We start from the raw sequence: 19994 nt of genomic DNA on the forward strand, positions 1-19994 counted from the left end.
AAGAGAAATAAATATGAAAAAAGACCTGGATCGATATATGCAGGAAAAAAATGTGGATGCCTTGTGGGTAATGGGCGCCATGTACAACAATCCTGATATGGTTTACTTTACCGGCATTCACCATGCCAACCAGGTGGATCTATTCAAGATACGTGGAAAAGAACCCATCGTTTTTCATTTCGTCGATATGGAACGGGAAGAAGCCCAACGCTCCGGCCTGGAAACACATGCTTATGACGAGAAGTATCCCCTCATGGATTATTTGAAGAAAAATGGCAACAACCTGTTGGATGCGGTCGTGCTGCGTTTGCGCGACGTCCTCACCGATATTGGCCTGACCCGGGGACGCGTGGCCATCTCCGGTTGGGATAACCTGGCGTCCTCCTGGACGCTGCTGAATCAATTGCGCGAACTGCTTCCTGAACTTGAGTTGGTCAGTTTCCTGCAGGACAGCCCCATTCAGATGGCCCGCTTAACCAAGACTTCTGAAGAAGTGGAGCACATCCGCGCCATGGGAAAACTGACCACCACTGTGGTCGGCAGGGTCGCAGATTTTCTATCTTCCTGTCCGGTCAGCGGCGAAATTCTGCTGAATAAAGATGGGGATCCATTGACTATCGGACAGGTCAAGCAGCTCGTAAATTTGTGGCTAGCCGAATTGGGCGCGGAAAATCCGGAAGAGACTGTCTTTTCTATCGGCCGCGATGGCGGGGTGCCCCACTCTACCGGCAACCCTGCGGATGTACTGCGCTTGGGTCTGCCGATTGTGTTCGACATTTTCCCGCGTGAAAAAGGCGGCGGGTTTTTCTACGACTTTACCCGTACCTGGTGCCTGGGTTACGCGCCAGATGATGTACAACAGCTTTACGATCAAGTATTGCAGGTGCACCACCGGATCATCGACGAACTGGAACCGCTGAAGCCCTTCAAGCATTATCAAATGCGTACCTGCCAGCTTTTTGAAGAAATGGGCCATGAAACTGTCCAACATAACTCGCAATTATCTGAGGGGTATGTTCACAGCATCGGGCATGGATTGGGTTTGGATGTTCACGAAAATCCCTTCAGCGGCTATTCAGCTTCAGAAGGAGATATCCTGGCGCCCGGATCGGTTTTCAGCATCGAACCCGGCTTGTATTACCCCTCAAAAAACGTTGGTGTACGCATCGAAGATACGGTATATTTAAACCCACAAGGACAATTTGAAATCCTGGCAGAATATCCCTACAACTTAGTTCTGCCGGTTAAGAAATGATATGAACTCGAAAAAACCATCCAATCAAAACATTCGCATCTTAGCGGTTGAAACCTCCTGCGACGAGACCGCCGCGGCCGTTCTGGTGGACGGCACCCAGATCCTTTCCAATGTGGTTGCCACCCAGATTGACCTGCATATCCAATTTGGCGGAGTTTTCCCGGAAATGGCCTCCCGCCAACATATCCTGACAATTTACCCGGTAGTGGAAAGTGCCCTCAACCAGGCGCATTTAAGCCTGGATGAGTTGGATGCGCTGGCTGTTACGCGCGGCCCGGGCCTGGCCGGTTCGCTGGTCGTGGGCATGAATATGGCAAAAGCCCTGGCACTCGGCAGCGGCCTGCCCCTGATTGGCGTCAACCACCTGGAAGGGCACCTCTATTCAGCCTGGATTCAGGTTGATAAAGATACCCCTGCTAATCCCCCGGATTTTCCGCTGATCGCGCTGATCGTCTCCGGCGGCCATTCCAACCTGATGTTGATGAAAGACCATCTGCAATACGAACTGTTGGGAAGCACGCTGGACGATGCGGCCGGTGAAGCCTTTGACAAAGTTGCCCGGCTGTTGAGTCTGCCCTACCCCGGCGGCCCTTCCATCCAAAAGGCAGCCGAAAAAGGCAACCCCACCGCTTTCAATTTCCCGCGCGCTCGTTTGGAGGGCACCTGGAATTTCTCATTCAGCGGCTTGAAAACCGCCGTTTTGCGCGAGGTGCGCGCTTTCCAGGAGATGGGAAAAACCGTTCCAGTGGAGGACATGGCCGCCAGCTTCCAGGCTGCGGTTGTGGATGTATTGGTTGAAAAAGCCTTCATGGCCGCCGAACAGTATGGCGCGCACCATATTGTTGTGGCCGGCGGTGTTTCCGCCAATAGCGGGCTGCGCAAGGCTCTCACGGAACAAAACCGTTTTGAAGTGCACATCCCACCCTTGAAGTTCTGTACGGATAACGCCGCCATGATCGCTGCGGCCGGCTACCAGCGATATGCGCATGGATTCAGCGATAAGCTCGATATGGATGTGCTGCCCAGTTGGGCGCTTTCATAGGGATTTCACGCCGTTAGCATGTGGAATTTTCTCGATCAGGAGCAACGGAAGGATTCATATAAGGAAGGGAACCGGGCTGAAAAACCCTGTCGTGTAGGTGTCGGGCAGCCATGCCCGCGCTGCGGACAAGCGAAACTGGACTACAACAGCCTGCTCAACCTGAACTGCCCGCACTGCGGGTATGAGGTCAACGCCAGTTTCACTTGATAATCAAATAACCCATAACCTCGGAGAGGTTAGACAAGGAGCAAGATGGACGCAAAAGTAATTTGGAAGAATCGCATGAGCTTTGACGGAACCTCCGATTCCGGTTTCACGGTTCCTCTGGGGACCACGCCTGAAGTCGGAGGTGATGATGATGGTTTTCGCCCCCTGGAATTATTGGCAGTCGGTCTGGCCGGCTGCACTGCCATGGACGTGGTTTCCATTCTGACCAAGAAGCGCCAGGAACTCACCAGCTTCGAGGTGCGCGTGCATGCCGACCGGCAGGATGAACATCCCAAGGTCTTCACCCATCTCACCATCGAATACGTGTTAAGTGGCAACGACCTCTCGCATGAAGCGGTAGAGCGTGCAGTGCAGCTCTCCGCGGAGAAATACTGCCCGGCGCAAGCCATGTTCGCCAAGATCGTACCCATCGACCTGAAGATTACCATTCAATAAATCGAATTAGTCCCCCAAAAAAATAGGGCGCTCCCTTTAATCAGTTCAGGGAGCGCTCTTCTTTTTTAATCAAAAGGCGATGCAGATCTCCAATAATTGCGTCCCCTAAAATGTCAGATGAACTGTATCACAAAGGATCAATAAATTTATTTATTAATTCAAGGGAGCTGTTATTTTTTTTGGCCTACGCGCTTCTTAACGAATATTATTATCCTTTACAAAGGTTATCTTGGAATATAAAACCGTCTAGTGGCTTCTATGCAAATATCAAAAGTTGGACTCATGAACAACCGAATCTTAACCCATAAACAATCAGACATTTCGTAAACAATATACCCACGTAATCCCAAGATTCTATTTTCATTCTGTTTTATTAAACCCATCACCCAAGTAAATATTATTTTTGTCCAATAATTTCGTAATTATCATTACGATTTATAAATCCTTATTGACAAACTCTCGAATTTTTTGTAGTATATATCATATAGACGTCTATACGACTGCAATTATTAATATCCTATTCAATTACCAAGGAGGTGTCCTAACAAGATAGCGAAGATTCCCATCTATCCCATTTGATCAAAATTTTTAGAGGAGAAAACATAATGGTAAGAAAATTTTCAAAATTAATGGTATTGGCACTGTTGATTTCTGTTGTATTTACCGCTTGTCAATCCACCGCAGCGGAAGCCCCTGCTGCCGAAGAAGCTGCAGCCGACCAGGCCGCAGCACCAGCTGAAGCAGAAGCTGTTCCCGCGGACGATTCGGGCGCTAAAGTCATCGGTCTGGCCAGTTATCAACTGGGTAATGACTGGAACATCCAGGTCGCCGAAGGCGTGAAAGCCAAGGCAGCCGAGATGGGCTGGGAAGTCATCCAAACCAATGCTGAAACAGACAGCGAAGCACAGTTAACCGCCCTTGAGGGTTTCCTGAGCCAGGGTGTGGACGGCGTGGTCGTCCCCGGCGGAGCCGGCCCGACACTTGAACCTGTCATCGCGGAACTGAAAGCCGCCGGAATCCCCGTGGTAACGGTTGACCTCACCACCCAAAATTCCGTGACTGATATCTTCCCGGACAACTACATGACCACCGAATTGCTGGGTGTCTTCTCTGTCAACAAAATGAACGGTGTTGCCGGTAAATATGCCCACCTGACCATCCCCGATTTCGGCTGGAAGACCGTCGATATTCGCGACAAAGTTGCTGACCTCGTATTCGAAATTGAAGGCTGGGACTTCGTAGGTATTCTGGATTCCGGTCTGGCTGACGCCGTCAATCAATCCATGACTGCCGTACGTTCCACCCTGCTCGCCAACCCCGATCTGAACCTGGTCTATTCTTCCTGGGGTATGCCCGCTGTGGGCGCTGCCAAGGCCATTCGTGAAGCCGGGTTGCAGGACCAGGTCTTCGTGGTCTGCACCGATGCCGACCGCATCGTCCTGGCCGAGATGGCCGAAGCCGACTCCCCTATCAAGGGTGTCATCGGCCAACGCCCCTTCGATATGGGCACCATGGCTGTGGACTATCTGCAGAAAGCTTTCAACGGCGATACCGACATCCCCAAGACGGCTTTCGCTCCCTTCTACTTTGTCACCAACAATCCCGAATTGCTGCCCCCAGGTGTTGAATCCCTGACACCCGAAGAGGCTTGGACAATACTCTATCCCGACGTTGAATTCGGCGAAGTGAACTAGTTTATTCAAAATTACCCCGGAGAATACAGGAGAAATCTTGTGGCTGATACTGTCGTCTTAGAAATGCACAATATTGATAAACAATTTCCAGGTGTTCATGCGTTGAAGAACGTCCATTTTGATGTCCGCAAAGGTGAGATCCACGCGCTGGTCGGCCAAAATGGCGCCGGGAAATCCACGTTGCTGAAGATCCTCGCGGGAATCTATCATCCGGACGAAGGCGCCATCAGCATCAACGGAAATAACTACGATCGGTGGACGCCGCATCAGATCATGGGCATGGGTGTAAGTTTCATCTACCAGGAATTGAACCTGTTTCAGGACCTGTCCGTTGCCCAGAATCTTTTTATCGGTAGGGAACCAACCCGTGTTCCCGGGGTAATCTATCGTAACGAAATGCGAGCCAGAGCTGAAAAAGCTCTGGCCCGTTTGGACGCCACCGACATTCCGGTGGACACGTTGGTGAAAGACCTTTCCGCCGCGAAGCAGCAAATTGTGGCCATCGCAAAGGCCTTTGACCAAAACCCATCCCTGATCGTGCTGGACGAACCGACCAGCCGCCTGGGGTTGGAAGATTCCGAAAAACTTTTCGCCATCCTGAACAAGATGCGCGACCAGGGGTTGAGCATCATCTACGTCTCACACCGCCTGGGCGAGATCTACCGCATCTCCGACCGCATCACCGTGCTTCGGGATGGCTGTCTGATCAAAACGGACGACGCAAAATCCATCACACCCCGCCAGTTGGTCCAATACATGGTAGGGGAGGATGTTCTGACCAAAAAATATAAACAAAAGGATAAGTGCGGTGATGTGCTGCTGAAAACCGAATCCCTGGTAGGAGACGGCTTCCAGAATGTCAACTTCGATCTTCACGCGGGCGAAGTGCTCGGTTTGGTGGGCGCCGTGGGCGCCGGCAAGACTGAAATGGTGCGCGTGCTGTTCGGCATCGACTTATTCGAAAGCGGCATGATCTCTGTCCAGGGGAACAAGATCACCCGCAATAAACCGCAAAAAGCTATTGCGAACGGCATGGCCCTCTGCCCGGAGGACCGCAAGTATCAGGGACTGGTGTTGGAGAACTCCATTCGCGAGAATATCACCATCTCCAGCCTCAACAAGGTAAAGACCTCGTTTTGGCTGGTGGACCGGAAATCGGAAAAGGAAACAGTCAACGCCATGGTCTCCCGTCTGCGTATTGCCACCCCATCCATCGATAAGAAAGCCCGCGAATTGAGCGGCGGTAACCAGCAGAAGGTGGTGTTGGCCAAATGGCTGTGCACCGACAGCTGCATTTTCATCTTTGATGAGCCAACGGTTGGCGTGGATATTCAGGGCAAATCCGAGATCTACGATCTGATGCACGAGCTGGCCAACAACGGCGCCGGTGTGCTCTTCGTTACCAGCGACATCGAAGAAGGGCTGCAAGTCAGCGACCGTTTACTGGTCATGTATAAGGGCTCGATTATCAAGGAACTTGACCCGCACTGCTCCTCCTTAGAGGAAGCTTCACTGTTCGCCATGGGAGGGAACCTGAATGAAAAAGAATAATGGTCTGCTGCAAAAATATGCTGTTTTTGCCATCCTGATCTTGTTGTTTGTGATCTTTTCGATTTGCGCCAAATCTTTCCTGATGCTGGATAACCTTATGAACCTGCTGGTGCAGTCCACCATCCTGGGAATTGTCGGGTTCGGCCTGGTATTCATCATGATCGCGGGAGAGATCGACCTCTCTTATGCCGGCTCGATCCCGCTTGAAGGCGCTGTTTTTGCTTCACTGCTGGCGAACGGCAAGCCCTATTTTGTGGCGCTGCTGGCAGCCGTGGGTATTGGGCTGACGATCTCGTTCATCGTTTCCCAGCTAGTCACACGCTTCAAACTGGTTTCCTATATCACCACCATTGCCATGATGTTCCTGCTGCAGGGCATCTGGTACGTATTGACCGGCGGGAAGAACGTGTTCCTCAGCGAAGAGATGTTGAACCGAGAATTCATCTTCGGCAACATCGGCCCCTTCCCGCGCATCGTACTCCTTTACGTGCTGCTGTTCGTGCTGCTCTACCTCCTCAGCGAACACACGCCCTTTGGGCTGCGGCTGCGGGCGGTCGGGTCCGACCCAGAATCCACGCGAGCGGCCGGTTTGAACCCGATTCTCTATAAGACACTGGCCTTTCTGTTTGGCGGCGTGATCTTCACCATCGGCGCCATCCTGACCACCGCGCGCATGTCCGGCGCACTGGCAACTTCCGGTTCCAGCCTGCTGATGCCGGTCATGACAGTGGCTTTCGTCGGCCAGACCTTCCTGGGGATGGGACGTCCCAATATCCCTGGTGTTTTCCTGGCCTCCCTGCTGTTGGCGATGATCGATAACGCCTTTGTCCTGATGCAGCTGCCCATCTGGTCGGTACCCATGGCCAATGGCGTCATTCTGATCTCGGCGATTTTCCTGGCGAATATTGGCAAAAACGAAATTATCCAGATCAAATTCTAGCGTGAGCGAAACAATGAAAAACTATATCTCATTTCTAAGTCGATCAAAAACCGGTGAAACGAAAATCGGAAAATCGAGCACGAATTATGGATTGATAGCCGGAATTGCCGTATTTGCCCTGGTTTTTATATTCTTCAGCATCAAGGCAACTGGATTCCTCTCAAAAATCAACCTTGTGCATAACCTGGTCATGCCGGCCGCGATCTCAGCCGTCATCGCCATGGGCATGACCGTAGTGATGGCCGGCGGCGGCATTGACCTGTCCGTCGCTAACATCGCCGGCCTGGCCGGGCTGGCTTCCGCAGCTGTTTCCGCCCAATTCGACCTGCCCGTGCCGCTCATGTTCCTGACCGCCCTGATCGTGGGCGGCCTGATCGGCGCCATCAACGGCGTCCTGGTCGCTTACGCGGGCATCAGTCCCTTCGTGGTGACCCTATCCGTGGTGTATCTGGCCCACGGTCTACAGTACCTGATCTCGCTCATGGCCGTCTCGGGCACCTACCTGATGCTGCCGCGCGTGGTCACCAAGCTGGGCACCAACGCGTTCTTCCAGATCGGATTCTGTACTTTTACATTCATCCTCCTTTTTATTTACCTGGACCGCTCGATCTTCGGCCGTTACATCAAAGCTGTCGGCATGAACATCAACGCGGCCAACTTCTCCGGCATCCCGACTCGCTTCTATACCTGGCTGACCTATGTTATTTGCGGCGTGTGCTGCGCCATCATGGGCATTATGCTGACCGCCAATGAAGGTTTGGCGCGGGTCGGTAGCGGAGAAAGCTATCAGATCGACGCTTTCCTGCTGCCGATTCTGGGCAACACCATCTTCGGGCGCTTCTCCGTGCAGGGTACGCTGTTCAGCGCGCTGTTCATCTACATGGTCATCAATGGTATGTTCATCATGGGCGTCTCGCCTGAAAAAGTAAAGATCATCAAAGGCGGTCTGCTGCTGGGCATCATCCTGGTCAGCGGAATCCAGAAAGTCGCCCGCAGGGAGAACTAAAAGGAGCTTCGATGGCTGATAAAAAATATCTCCTTTCACTCGATTTTGGCACCGGCGCCGGGCGTTGTTATCTCATCTCCACCGATGGCCAGACCCATTTCGAGGAGTATCAGGAATGGACCTACGAATATCCCGCCGAAGCGCAACCGGGCGGCTCCGAATTTGACGCGCCGGCCTTTTGGAAAATCCTGGCCGGTCTGATCCGCAAAGCGCTCCACAAAGCCGGCATCAGCGGTACGGACGTGCTGGGCATCAGCTCCACCAGCCAGCGTGAAGGGGTAGTCTTTCTGGATAAGGACGGGCGTGAATTATATGCCGGGCCCAACCTGGATATGCGCGCGCCTGACGACATCAGCGCTTTCCAGGCCAATTTCGCGAAAAAGATCCACGCCAGCAGCGGCCATTGGCCCTTCCCCATGTTCCTGCCTTACCGCCTGTTGTGGTTCCAACAACACAAACCGGAGATTTACGAAAAGATCCATTCGGTCGTTCTATTGAACAACTGGATGCTCTACCGTCTGTGCGGCGTGGCCGCTACCGAGCCCTCCAACGGTGTTGAGACCTTGTTGGTCAATTTTGAAAGCCGCCAGTGGAACCGCCAGTTGATCGCGGACATGGGTTTCAATTTGGACATCTTCCCACCTGTGTATGAATCCGGGACGCAGATCGGCGTGGTCACCCCGCAGGCAGCCGCTGAAACCGGCCTGGCCGCCGGTACGCCGGTCGTGCTGGGCGGCAGCGACAGTCAGTGCGGTCTGACCGGCTCCGGCTTGATCGAGGACGGCGGCATCGGCGTCGTTTTGGGCACTTACGGCCCATTACAGATGATCGTGCCAAATCCCGTCCTGGCCGAACCGGAACTGTTGTGGAGCGGCTGCCACATCGTGCCCGGCAAATGGGTGATCGAATCTACCAGCATGGAAGCCGGGCAGACCTTCCGCTGGGTGCGGGACGTCTTCTATTCCGGCGAACAGGGCGACGTTTACGTACGCATGTCGCAGGAAGCCGCCCAGTCGCCCATCGGCGCCAACCAGGTATTGGCTTACCTGGGCCCGCGCCTGCCCAATTACCGCAACCTGGAATTCGTCTGCCCCGGCGGGTTCTCGCTGCGCCTGCCTACCACCCCCGGCCGCAACACGCGCGCCAATTTCAGCCGGGCAGCCCTGGAAGCGGTCAGCTTTGGGGTCAAGCTCAATGCCGACCGCCTGCAAAGAGCCGCCCAGCGCCGTATGACCAGCCTGAACGCCAGCGGCGGATTATCCAAGAGCGAGGTCCTGCTTGAATCGCTCGCCAATCTACTGCAGGTGACCGTCAACGTGCCCAAGCAAAAGGAAGGCAGCGCGGTCGGCGCGGCCATCTGCGCCGGTGTCGGTGCGGGCATTTTCGCGGATATGCAGGCAGGCGTGCAAGCTCTGGTGCAAACTGAAAAGGTAATCCAGCCGGACGCGGTCAAATCCGCCCAATACCAATCGTTATTTGAGAGCTGGATGGAGCATTACGTGGAAATGTACGGCGAAAACACACTAACGGAGTAAAGATGATCATCGACTCACACATTCATATAGGAAAAGAAGAATTGCTCTCGCCGGATATTGTGGCGTTTTTCAAGCAGAAAAACGCCTGGGAAGATATTCGTGAAAAGATCTCGCCGGAAGGTGTCATCAGCGCCCTGGACCGCAGCGGCGTCGACAAGGGTGTTATCTTCCCACTGACTTTTATGCCGACCAACGGCAACTGGCAGGCCATGAACGACATGACAGCCGATTACGTGGCGCTTTACCCGCAGCGGTTCATCGGGTTTGCCATCGTCAACCCCAAACAGGTGGCGGAATCGGTCAAGGAATTGGAAAGATGCCGCACGCAATTGGGATTCAAAGGTGTCAAGCTGCACCCCAGCATGCAGGAATTCTTCAGCAATTCCGAAAGTATGTTCCCGGTCTATCAATACTGCCAGGACCATCATATGCCCATTCTATTCCACACCGGCGCCAGCCTGCCCAGCCATTCGGACAAGTTCAGCCATCCCATCCTGCTGGACGACGTAGCGGCTAAATTCCCCGACTTGAAGATGGTCATTGCACACATGGGCAGGCCGTATTATCAGGATGCCGCCCTGATAATGCGCAAACACGTCAACATCTACGCGGACGTCTGTGCCAATCAGGGCCGCGTGGGCGGCACCACTCTGCTGGAAATGGCACTGACCTGGCTGAAGATCTACGCGGACGGCGTCAAGCGTTTGCTGTTCGCCAGCGATTATCCGGTTTTCGATCCCAAACGCGGGCTGGACGACCTGGATTTCATCCGCAAGAACCGTTGTCTGCCCAATTCAAACGACCCCATTATCAGTGATGAGGAATATCTAGCGATCACAGAAAAGAACTGCACCAAAATCCTGCTCGACATTTAGAGGTTCTATGAAGACATTTATTTCATCACGCATCAGCGATTATTGGTTGGAAGAATTAAAGAAGCACCTGGACGTGGATTTCTACGACTGGTCGCAGGAAGGCTTGCTCGAACCGAAGGATTTCCTGGAACGGGCCAAGGACAGCCAGGTCATCATCACCGAATCGGATATGATCAGCGACGATACTTTGCGCGCCGCCAAAGACCTATTCGTGATCGCCGACTTCCGCGGCACGGTCATCAACATTAATATCGACCTGGCCACCGAATTGGGCATCGTCATCATGAACACGCCCGGCCGCAACGCCGACGCGGTGGCCGACCTGACCATCGCTTTCATGATCATGGCCGCCCGCAAGGTGATCCCCGCCATGGACGCCCTGCACGAAGGCTTGTGGGCCAAGAACGGCCGCTACTGGATGTACACCAACCATCAGGGTTACGACCTACCCGGTAAAGTGGTCGGCCTGATCGGCCTGGGCGCCATCGGCAGGCTGGTCGCCAACCGCCTGCAGGGCTTCAAAGCCAGGGTCATCGGCTACGATCCCTTCGTCAGCAAAGAAGAAGCCGCTCAATTCGGCGTCGAGTTGGTCAGCCAGGAAGAAGTCTTCAGCCAATCCGATTTTGTCTCGCTGCACGTACCCCTGAACGAGAATACCCGCGACATGTACGGTAAAAATGAATTGGAGTTGATGAAACCGGAAGCTTATTTGATCAACACTTCCCGCGCAGCGGTCTTCGTTGAGAACGAACTGATCGAGTTCCTCCAACAAGGCAAGATCGCCGGCGCGGCGCTGGACGTTTATCATAGCGAACCGCTGGATACGGATTATCCCCTGTTCAACATTCCCAACGTGATCTGCACGCCGCACATCGGCGGCGCCACGCTGGATGTCGTCGCACACCAATGTGAGATTGGTGTAACTTCCCTGCTGCGCTTCCTGAATGGTGAAAATCCGAGTAATATAATCAATCCATTGGCGATTGAGAAATCCAGACAAAAAATGAGCCAATCCAAAGCTTAAAGGCTCAAGATGGGAGGAGTAAGTGTTCGATGAACTAAACAAAAGCGATCTGAAAGGTGTGCCGCTGTACGTGCAGATCCGCGAAAAGATCCGGGAAAAGATCAAGAAAAATGAGTTGGAGGTGGGCGCTTTCCTGCCGGCCGAAACCGAGCTGGCAGAAATGTTCAGCGTTAGCCGCATGACGGTGCGCAGCGCCATCGACGATCTGGTCTCGGATGGATTGCTGATCCGCAAGCAGGGCACCGGCACCATTGTGGCATCCAAGCGTTTGGAGCGCGACTATTCCCGTCTGACCGGTTTTTACGAGGACATGAAGGCACGCGGCTGGAACCCCTCTTCCAAATTGCTCAAGATCGAAGAGGTAACCGCCTCCGAGTATTACGCGGAAAAGTTGATGGTCCCGGTGGGTAGCCCGCTCTTTCACGTCCTGCGCATGCGCTACGTCGAGAACAACGACATCGTCGCGCTGCACAGCTTGCATATTTCGCAGCACCTGTGCCCGTGGATCGCAAACGCCAACCTGAGCCGCGACTCGCTTTACGAGTTGTACAACAAGAACGACGTGCCCGTGGAATGGGGCAAACAACTGGTGGAAGCCCGCAGTGCCTCTTCAGAGATCGCAGAATATCTGGATATCGAAGTCGGAACAGCGATCCTGTATACCGAAAGAATTTCGTTCACCAAGAATAATGTTCCACTGGAACACGCGGTAGCCTGGTGCCGTGCCGACCGCTATACCATCAATCTCAGTCTTAGAAGGTAAGAAAAATAACGTTATCGAAAAGGATGTAATAATGGAAATCTCAGAATATCGCCAACAAGTTTTTGATACTACCCTTGCATTAGTGGATATCCAACTGATCCGCCTTTCCGCGGGCAACGTCAGCCAGCGCCTGCCGGACGGCAATTTCGTCATCACTCCTTCCGCCATCCTGTACAAGAACATGGACCCACGGGATATCGTCATTATCGACAGCGACGGGAACATCGTGGAGGGCGACAAAAAACCTTCTTCCGAAAAAGCGCTCCATTTGGACATTTATAAGAGCCGCGACGACATCAACGCCGTGGTGCACACCCACTCGGTGTACAGCATCGCCTTTTCAACGGTGGATATGGAACTGCCGCTGGTGTGCGTTGAATTGATCTCCGTGGGCGGCCCCGTGCCGGTCATGAAATACGTCTGCCCCGGCCTGCCGGAAGTCGGCCAGGAAGCCGCAAAATTCTTCGCGGACCGCCCGCGTTTGAAATCCCTGCTGATGAAGAACCACGGCATGGTGGCAGTCGGCAAGAATTTAGACGACGCCTATCAGAATGCCTACAAAACGGAAATCGGCGCCGAGGTTTACCACCTGGCACTGCAGACCGGCCGCACACCGCAAGCCTTGACGGACGAACAGGTGCAGGAGATTCTGAGCCGTTACCAGAAGCCGAAGGAAAGCAAGTAGACTTTCTTTTCATTCTGGATCACCATGACATCTCAAATTATCATTTTTCTTATTGTTGGGTTATACCTGTTTTTAACGACTTTATTGGGTTTCATTCAAACGAGGAAAGTTAACACAGCCAAGGATTTCGTCGTTTCAAAGATCTCGCCGTTCCTTGCCGCCACGTACCTGGCCGGGTTTACTCTGGGCGGTGTGTCCACCTACGGCGTTGCCGGGGACACAATCAAATTTGGATTTACCTACCTGATTTGGTTCCCGATCTCCATGGGCTTGGGTTGGTGGATCACTGGCATCCTGTTTGCGGGTCCTTATTACCGTATGAAAGGGATCACCCTGCCCAGCCTGATTGGCAAGCGCTTCAGCGAAAGGACCCGGCTCGCCAGCCTGGCGAGCCTGCTGGTCTACTCCGTCTTCGTGATCGTCGTCGAGCTTTATACCCTGGCAACCATCCTCAAGTCCATCGCGCCGGCCATGCCCATGTATATAGCCGTTTGGATCAGTTTGATCACCTGCGTTGGAACGGTGGCGTTTTCAGGCATCCTGGGCGCATCCGTCACCAACATGATCCACAGCGTCACCATGGTGATCGCTTTCGGGTTGGTCTATATCGCAATGAGTAAAGTGGTGGGCGGCTGGGACACAGCCATTCAGATCATGCCGACTGTCCTGCCCAAGATCGCAAGCGATAATACTGATTTCCGCATGTGGCTGTCGCCGATCGGCATGGGCTGGGGTGTGGTCGGGCAGATCTTCCTGGCCAAGACGACCCGCTTGGGCGGCATCTCCACAGTATCCAACCTGGCGGCTTCCTGCCGCAGCGAGAAGGACGCCAGGAAAGCCTTCTGGCTGGGGGGCATCCTTTCGGCCATCCCACCGTTCATCGCCTGTTCTGTTAGCATCCTCACAGCAGCCTACCTGGGTCCACGCATTACTGAAATGCCGATCTACTCCGCCATCGGGTACGCCGTCAGCGAAGTCAATCCGGTCATTGCAGGCATATTCCTCTCCGCAATCCTGGCCGCGGTTATCTCCACATTTTCGCCACTGGCAATCTCATTTGCGCATATTTTCGTTGAGGATATGCTGGGTAAAATATTCAGTCTTTCTGAAAGGCAGCAAAAATCGATCTATCCACTTTCGATAATCAGCATCAGCGCGATCTGCGCCTGGTACGTATCCACCTTCGGAATTGAAAATATTATGCCTTTCGTCTTTTCCACAGCGTTCCCCTGCACCATTCCCAACACAATCGTACTGATCTTCGGTTTGCACTCGAAGCGGTCGTCCGACCTGGCCGCGTTCTTCAGCATTGCCATGGGGGTGCCTGTTTCACTGGCCTGGGCGCTGATTTTTAATAATCCTTTCGGCATCCCGAACATCTACGTAGCCTTTCTGATCCCTGTGCTGGTCATGGGCGCCGACCAGTTGCTGCAAAGATTCGTGCCCGGTAAAAACGCGCGCTTGGTCGCGGTGGAAAATCAGGCGCAAGAGACTGAGATCTTCCAGGAGTAAGCGGATGGAGAACCTTCGTACAATCGTGGTTGACTTAAATAAACGTGCCTATCAGACGCGGGATCTGGACCCGGATTGGGTCAGGTGGGGTGGAAGAGCCTTTACCTCACGCAGCCTGTACGAACAGAAGGTCTTTGATTGCGACCCTTTCAGCGGCGAGAATATCCTGGTGATTGCGACCGGCCTAATGGCCGGCAGCGGTGCATCCTCTTCCTACCGGATCTCCATCGGCGCCAAAAGCCCGTTAACCGGCGGCATCAAAGAAGCCAATTCCGGTGGTCTGGCAAGTTACGCCATGAGTACCCTGGGTATTCGTGCCATGACGGTGCGTGGAATTTCTCCTGAATGGGTGTACGTTCTGGTTTCCGAGGATGGCCTTCAAATCCTATCCGCAGGCACTTTGGTCGGAAAAGACATTTTCGAAACGACCGCCATTTTGCAGTCTCTTTATAGCGAAAAAGCGGCCATCCTTTCCATTGGACCGGCCGGCGAGCGGCTATACAAATCCGCCTGCATCGGCATCACGGATATAGACGGCGTGCCCGCCCGGCACGCGGCTCGCGGCGGATTGGGCAGCGTTATGGGGGCCAAACAGCTGAAAGCCATCGTCTTTTGCCCCGCACGCGCAAAAAATAATATTGCGAAAAATCCGCAGGAACTCAAAGAAGCCAACAAACGCTTTGCCGCAGCCTTGATCAACCATCCGACCACTAGCAAATACCTGCCCCAATTTGGAACCGCTATCATCGTCGATTCTATGCAAGCGTTGGGCGGACTGCCTACGCACAATTACAGCCTTGGCAGCTTTGAGCAAGCCGACCGCATGAACGCGGAAGCGCTCTACAACCTGATCGTGGAAAGGGGCGGCAAACCGACACATGCCTGCATGCCTGGCTGTGTGGTGCGCTGCTCCAACGTTATTCCGGCCGCAAACGGGGAAGAGCTCAACCGGGCGTTGGAATACGAGACTATGGTGCTGCTCGGCTCGAACTGCGGCATCAGTGACCTGGACACCATCTGCAAGTTGAACCGGCTGTGCGATTCGCTGGGGATAGACACCATCGAAACCGGCGCAGCCATCGGCGTGGCCATGGAAGCCGGCTTGCTTCCTTTCGGTGATGCCGAAGGCGCCCTAGAATTGATGAATGAGATCGCCCGGGGCACAGAAACAGGTAAAATGATCGCGGAAGGCGCGGACGAGACCGGGAGAACGCTGGGGATCACGCGCGTACCCACCGTGCGAGGCCAGGCTATGGCCGCCTACGACCCGCGCACCATCAAAGGCACCGGCGTGACCTATGCCAGCTCCCCCATGGGAGCCGACCACACGGCCGGCAATGTGCTGCCGGGTACCAAACTGCCCAATGGCCTGGCGCTCGAATGCAATTTACCTAACCACCAGGTCGAGCTGTCCCGATACGTTCAATTATTCGCGACCATGTTCGATTACCTGGGATTGTGCTGGTTTACCAAGCCGCCCATCTTCGATGATTTCTCGCTCGTCCTGGATGTGCTGAACGCCATGTACGCGGAACCATGGGATCAGGAAGATCTCTTCCGGATATCCCGGAAAGTGCTGGATATGGAGTTGGAATTCAACCGCTTGGCTGGATTGGATGCCCGCAACGACGTGCCGGCCTTCTTCCGCAGTGAACCGCTGCTGCCTAACAACAACGTATTCGATGTGGATGAAGAAGAATTACAGAAAATTCACCAGATTAATGATTTTTAGCTGTTCGCTCTAGACCTCAAGCACCAAACCTGACCCAACCTCTTGCAGGTCAACAACCTGCGCGATCTGGAACTTGGAGCGCAGGTCGGTGCAGTGGCAGGCATGCACTTGCGCCGGTTTTAATTGCGCCAGATAGTCAACCGTGCCATTTAGCTGTAATGCTGAAGGGTTCAACAAATGGAATCCCCCGATGATGTCCAATACTTTTTCCTGCCCGCTGACGCGCCGCGCCTGTTCAACGATGTTGCAGATGCCGGCATGTGAGCAGCCTGTGATAATCACCAGCCCATCATCTGCTCGATATGCCAAAGCGGAATCGTCCAGCACCCAATCGGGTGATTCTCGCCCATCAACCTGCAATTCGCCCAGGCTTTCCTGCGCTTCGAAATCATTCCCGCGTTCGATCTCACCCAAAAAGGTCAGATTGTCAGTCAGCTTTACCGGATCTTTGCTCAGTTGGATGTCGAAGAAAGGCGCCAGATCCAGCGGCTGCAGCAGCGAACCGATTTGCGGATCACCTCGATAGGAACGCTGCGCGAAGACCTGCGGGTGGGCAATCAGCCACGGTTTATGCTCCATGCGCCCGCTAGAGCGCGCTTCGGAATACAGGCGCAACAGGTGCGCCAGCCCCCAACTGTGGTCCGGGTGGCCGTGCGAGAGCACCAGCATGTCCAGGCGGGTCAAATCGATGCCCAGCTTGGCAGCGTTCAACAGGAACACGTCCGAGTAACCGGCATCAAACAGAATCATTTTGCCCTCCGCCTCGATGTAATAAGAGACGGCCGGTTCTCCAATCAGGTATTGATCGATGAAAGTGTTATTGTCTACCAGTACAGTCAGGCGCATTTTCCCTCCTGTTTTTTCAGCCTCAAGTTAAATATTCAGCCAGCGGGTAGCTTCGTCTGGCAGATTCTCAATCGAACCGTCGACCATATAGCAATTGGGCAGCGATTTGATAAATAACGCGCCGTATTGTTTGGTGCGCACGCGTCTATCCAATATCCCCACTACCCCACGGTCAGACTGTGTGCGAATCAACCGGCCAAATCCCTGGCGGAAACGCAGAATGGCTTCCGGCAAGGTATATTCGCTGAACGCGTTTTCAAATGTTTCCGCGCGTGCGGCAATCACCGGGTCGCTGGGTACGTCAAAGGGCAATTTGATGATCAATAAAATGGAAAGCGCATCCCCGGGAACGTCCACACCCTCCCAAAAAGAGCGCGTCCCCAATAAGACAGCGTGATCGCTGGTGCGGAAAGAATCCAGCAGCGCACTGGTTGAAGCTCCCTCTCCCTGCTCGTAAACCTGGATGCCATCTTTAGCCAGAAGCGGCGAAACCACATGCGACGTTGCCTTCAATTGCCTATACGAAGTAAATAATACCAGCATGCGCCCGCCGGTCGCGCGCGCTGTGCGTAAAATGGCGCGCTCGATGGAGCGTTGGTAATTTGTATAATCCATCGGTTCGGGCATGTCCGTCGGGATAAACAGCAGCGCCGAGTTCTCATAATCAAAAGGCGAACCCAGAATAAGTTCATCCGCTTCGTCCGCATTCAGCCGCGCCCGAATATAGTCAAAATTATTGTTGGCTGTTAATGTGGCCGATGTGATCACCACACACTCTTTGGTATGCCACAGGTATTCTTCCATCAATGGCCCAATTTCGAGAGGTGCAAAGTTCAATGACAGCCGGTTATATTTAGCATCCAGATTGATCCAATAGATGGTATTGCTATCCAGTTCGGAAACCATGGCGGAAATTTTCTCGTGCATTTCCTGAAGCGTGTGTGCAATGGAAAGCAGTTCGCTCATCAGGTTTTCCACCTGCTCGCTGTTGGTGCCTTCCTCATCCGACAAACTGCTTACCAGAGAGTTCAGCATCCTTTGCAGCGTATCCATGGGTTGGGCCACTTCATCCCAACTGATCATCACATCGTCCCAGACGGGTTGATGCTGGGTGGAATCGATAATCCGCACCTGCTGGCCGTAATCACCCACTTCCCCGCCATCCCGTTCCTGTTCCAGGAAAGTCTCAATCGCCGCAAAGAAATCTTTGAAACGGGATTGCGACCGGTAAATCAGGTCGGTGGCTTTTTCGACCACGCGTTGAACCGCTGAATATTCCGAGGGTTTGAGCAGGTTGGATAAAGCGGTTAACAATTGACCCAAAGTGCCGTTATTGGTACCGCCCAATTCTTCAAACAACCGCTCGATATCGCCCTGGGTCACGCGGTAACTTAGCGCGCCGGTGGAGGCGTCTTCCAGATGGTGCGCCTCATCGACGATCAGATATTTATATTCAGGTAAAACCCGATTGTTGGCAACCACATCGGAAAGGAGCAGGGCGTGGTTGACAATAATGATATGGGCGCTGAGGGCCGCCTGGCGCGCGCGGAAATAGGGGCAGATTCCCCCCATGCGGTTCATGCACACTTCCGCCGTACAGGCTTCATCCTGCGCCGAAAGCCGCCGCCAGGCTTCATTTTCCACCGGCCCGGTCAGGTTAATTTCGTTGAGCTGCCCGCTGCCGCCTTGTTCCAGCCAGACCAAAATCTTGGCTAACAGGCGCAGCTCACTGGCGTCGCGCGGTCTTCGGTGGCGCAGCGCTTCCAAGCGGCGTGGGCACAGGTAATTCACCCGGCCTTTTAAAACCCCTACGCGCAAATCAATATCGAGGGCTTTTTTCAGGTCGGGGATATCTTTATTAATTAATTGGTCCTGCAAATTAAGCGTGTTGGTGGAAATGACCACCCGCGCATTGTTGCGTGTCGACCATAAAGCCGCCGGAACCAGATAAGCGAAGGATTTGCCGATGCCCGTGCCTGCCTCTACCATTAGGTGCTGGCTGTTGGAGAGCGCGTTGGTAATGGCTTGCAGCATTTCCAATTGTTCGTTGCGGCTTTCGAAATTCTCCATGATTTTGGAAAACGGTCCGCCCGGGCTGAGAATGGCAGTCGTTTCATCCGCGTCCAACGGTTCAAATACCGGGTTGGGTTTCAAAGCCGGAGTGAGCAGTTCGGAAGGTTCCGTGAACAGTACGCCGTAATCGCGTTGCTTCGCCTCGCGTGCCTGCACACCGTCTTGAGAGCGCATCCTCAATATTTGGGTGAAAAACCAGCGTGCATCCCAGTCGATGCTCTGCGAATCCTGTACAATCTCTGCCAGAAGATGCGTCGGCAGCGCGCGAGCCTTCTCAATCAAGCGCAAGAAAACCGCCATGGTCGCTTCGGCGTCTTCCTGGGCGCGGTGCGGCTGCAGGTTGGATACTTCCAGCGTATCCACCAATGCGCTCAAGCTGTATCGCGGCGCGCTGGGCAGCAGCACTGCGGCAATTTCAAAAGTATCGTTGACCGGATTACGGTCAAACGCATGTTGTATTTTCAGGAACGCCAGATCGAATTGGACATTATGCCCGATAACCGGCAGGTCGCCTACAAAATCGGCGAAGTCCTGGATGACCGCCTTAATGGGCGGTGCGTCGCGCACCATCTCATTCGAAATGCCGGTCAGTTGAGTAATGGGAGGGGGAACCAACCGCTGTGGGTTGATCAGGGATTGCCAGCGATCAATAATTCCATTTTCATCGAACTTGACAGCCCCAATCTCAAGAATGGCATCTCGAAAAGGGTCAAGACCGGTGGTTTCTAAATCAAGCGCGACGATGGGAAACATTGCAGGGATTATACCAGACAGGATTTTCTCCAGTCTTTTTTAGCA

The 19994-nt window shown here is 53.7% G+C and carries 17 protein-coding genes; 15 read left to right on the top strand and 2 right to left on the bottom strand.

Annotated elements, in window-relative coordinates:
* Positions 1–13 precede the first annotated feature (13 nt).
* The 15 genes from Pelsub_RS11525 to Pelsub_RS11595 all read left to right on the top strand — a co-directional run bounded on the left by Pelsub_RS11525 (position 14) and on the right by Pelsub_RS11595 (position 16277).
* Positions 14–1255, top strand: a complete 1242-nt coding sequence (locus Pelsub_RS11525; protein WP_116223590.1) for a M24 family metallopeptidase — start codon at positions 14–16, stop codon at positions 1253–1255.
* Positions 1256–1286: 31 nt separating this feature from the next.
* The gene (gene tsaD / locus Pelsub_RS11530) at positions 1287–2297 is read left to right on the top strand and encodes a tRNA (adenosine(37)-N6)-threonylcarbamoyltransferase complex transferase subunit TsaD (RefSeq protein ID WP_116224979.1); all 1011 of its coding nucleotides are present in this window, start codon (positions 1287–1289) and stop codon (positions 2295–2297) included.
* A gap of 18 nt (positions 2298–2315) precedes the next feature.
* Positions 2316–2504, top strand: coding sequence for a hypothetical protein (locus Pelsub_RS11535; protein ID WP_126440518.1), 189 nt, complete (start codon positions 2316–2318; stop codon positions 2502–2504).
* A gap of 45 nt (positions 2505–2549) precedes the next feature.
* Positions 2550–2960 (top strand): OsmC family protein, encoded by a 411-nt coding sequence (locus tag Pelsub_RS11540; RefSeq protein ID WP_116223589.1) that lies wholly within the window; start codon positions 2550–2552, stop codon positions 2958–2960.
* Between the two features lie 605 nt (positions 2961–3565).
* Positions 3566–4654: a sugar ABC transporter substrate-binding protein gene (locus Pelsub_RS11545; RefSeq protein WP_116223588.1), complete on the top strand. Its 1089-nt coding sequence runs from the start codon at positions 3566–3568 to the stop codon at positions 4652–4654.
* Between the two features lie 39 nt (positions 4655–4693).
* Positions 4694–6205, top strand: a complete 1512-nt coding sequence (locus Pelsub_RS11550) for a sugar ABC transporter ATP-binding protein (RefSeq protein ID WP_126440520.1) — start codon at positions 4694–4696, stop codon at positions 6203–6205.
* Entirely contained in the window at positions 6192–7145 is a 954-nt protein-coding gene (locus tag Pelsub_RS11555; RefSeq protein ID WP_116223586.1) for an ABC transporter permease, read from the top strand. Before Pelsub_RS11550 ends, Pelsub_RS11555 begins: the two co-directional genes overlap by 14 nt.
* A 13-nt stretch (positions 7146–7158) precedes the next feature.
* The gene (locus tag Pelsub_RS11560; protein WP_116223585.1) at positions 7159–8151 is read left to right on the top strand and encodes an ABC transporter permease; all 993 of its coding nucleotides are present in this window, start codon (positions 7159–7161) and stop codon (positions 8149–8151) included.
* Between the two features lie 11 nt (positions 8152–8162).
* Complete coding sequence (locus Pelsub_RS11565; RefSeq protein WP_116223584.1) at positions 8163–9686, top strand: FGGY-family carbohydrate kinase; 1524 nt, start codon at positions 8163–8165, stop codon at positions 9684–9686.
* A 2-nt stretch (positions 9687–9688) separates the two neighbouring features.
* Positions 9689–10561 carry an amidohydrolase family protein gene (locus Pelsub_RS11570; RefSeq protein ID WP_116223583.1) on the top strand — a complete coding sequence of 291 codons (873 nt, stop codon included), beginning with the start codon at positions 9689–9691 and terminating at the stop codon, positions 10559–10561.
* 7 nt (positions 10562–10568) lie between these two features.
* Entirely contained in the window at positions 10569–11585 is a 1017-nt protein-coding gene (locus Pelsub_RS11575; RefSeq protein ID WP_116223582.1) for an NAD(P)-dependent oxidoreductase, read from the top strand.
* Positions 11586–11607: 22 nt separating this feature from the next.
* Positions 11608–12348, top strand: a complete 741-nt coding sequence (locus tag Pelsub_RS11580; protein ID WP_116223581.1) for a GntR family transcriptional regulator — start codon at positions 11608–11610, stop codon at positions 12346–12348.
* A gap of 31 nt (positions 12349–12379) precedes the next feature.
* Positions 12380–13033, top strand: coding sequence for a class II aldolase/adducin family protein (locus Pelsub_RS11585; protein WP_116223580.1), 654 nt, complete (start codon positions 12380–12382; stop codon positions 13031–13033).
* Between the two features lie 24 nt (positions 13034–13057).
* Complete coding sequence (locus Pelsub_RS11590; protein WP_116223579.1) at positions 13058–14545, top strand: sodium:solute symporter family protein; 1488 nt, start codon at positions 13058–13060, stop codon at positions 14543–14545.
* 4 nt (positions 14546–14549) lie between these two features.
* Positions 14550–16277: an aldehyde ferredoxin oxidoreductase C-terminal domain-containing protein gene (locus tag Pelsub_RS11595; RefSeq protein WP_116223578.1), complete on the top strand. Its 1728-nt coding sequence runs from the start codon at positions 14550–14552 to the stop codon at positions 16275–16277.
* A gap of 9 nt (positions 16278–16286) precedes the next feature.
* Here the strand turns inward: Pelsub_RS11595 and Pelsub_RS11600 are convergent, their stop codons facing one another.
* Both Pelsub_RS11600 and Pelsub_RS11605 read right to left on the bottom strand, forming a co-directional pair.
* A complete protein-coding gene (locus Pelsub_RS11600) occupies positions 16287–17123 on the bottom strand; it encodes an MBL fold metallo-hydrolase (RefSeq protein WP_116223577.1) in 837 nt (278 codons plus the stop codon).
* A gap of 27 nt (positions 17124–17150) precedes the next feature.
* Complete coding sequence (locus Pelsub_RS11605) at positions 17151–19949, bottom strand: helicase C-terminal domain-containing protein (RefSeq protein ID WP_116223576.1); 2799 nt, start codon at positions 19947–19949, stop codon at positions 17151–17153.
* Positions 19950–19994: the final 45 nt, after the last annotated feature.

Source organism: Pelolinea submarina, from assembly GCF_003966975.1.
GTDB classification, from domain to species: domain Bacteria; phylum Chloroflexota; class Anaerolineae; order Anaerolineales; family Anaerolineaceae; genus Pelolinea; species Pelolinea submarina.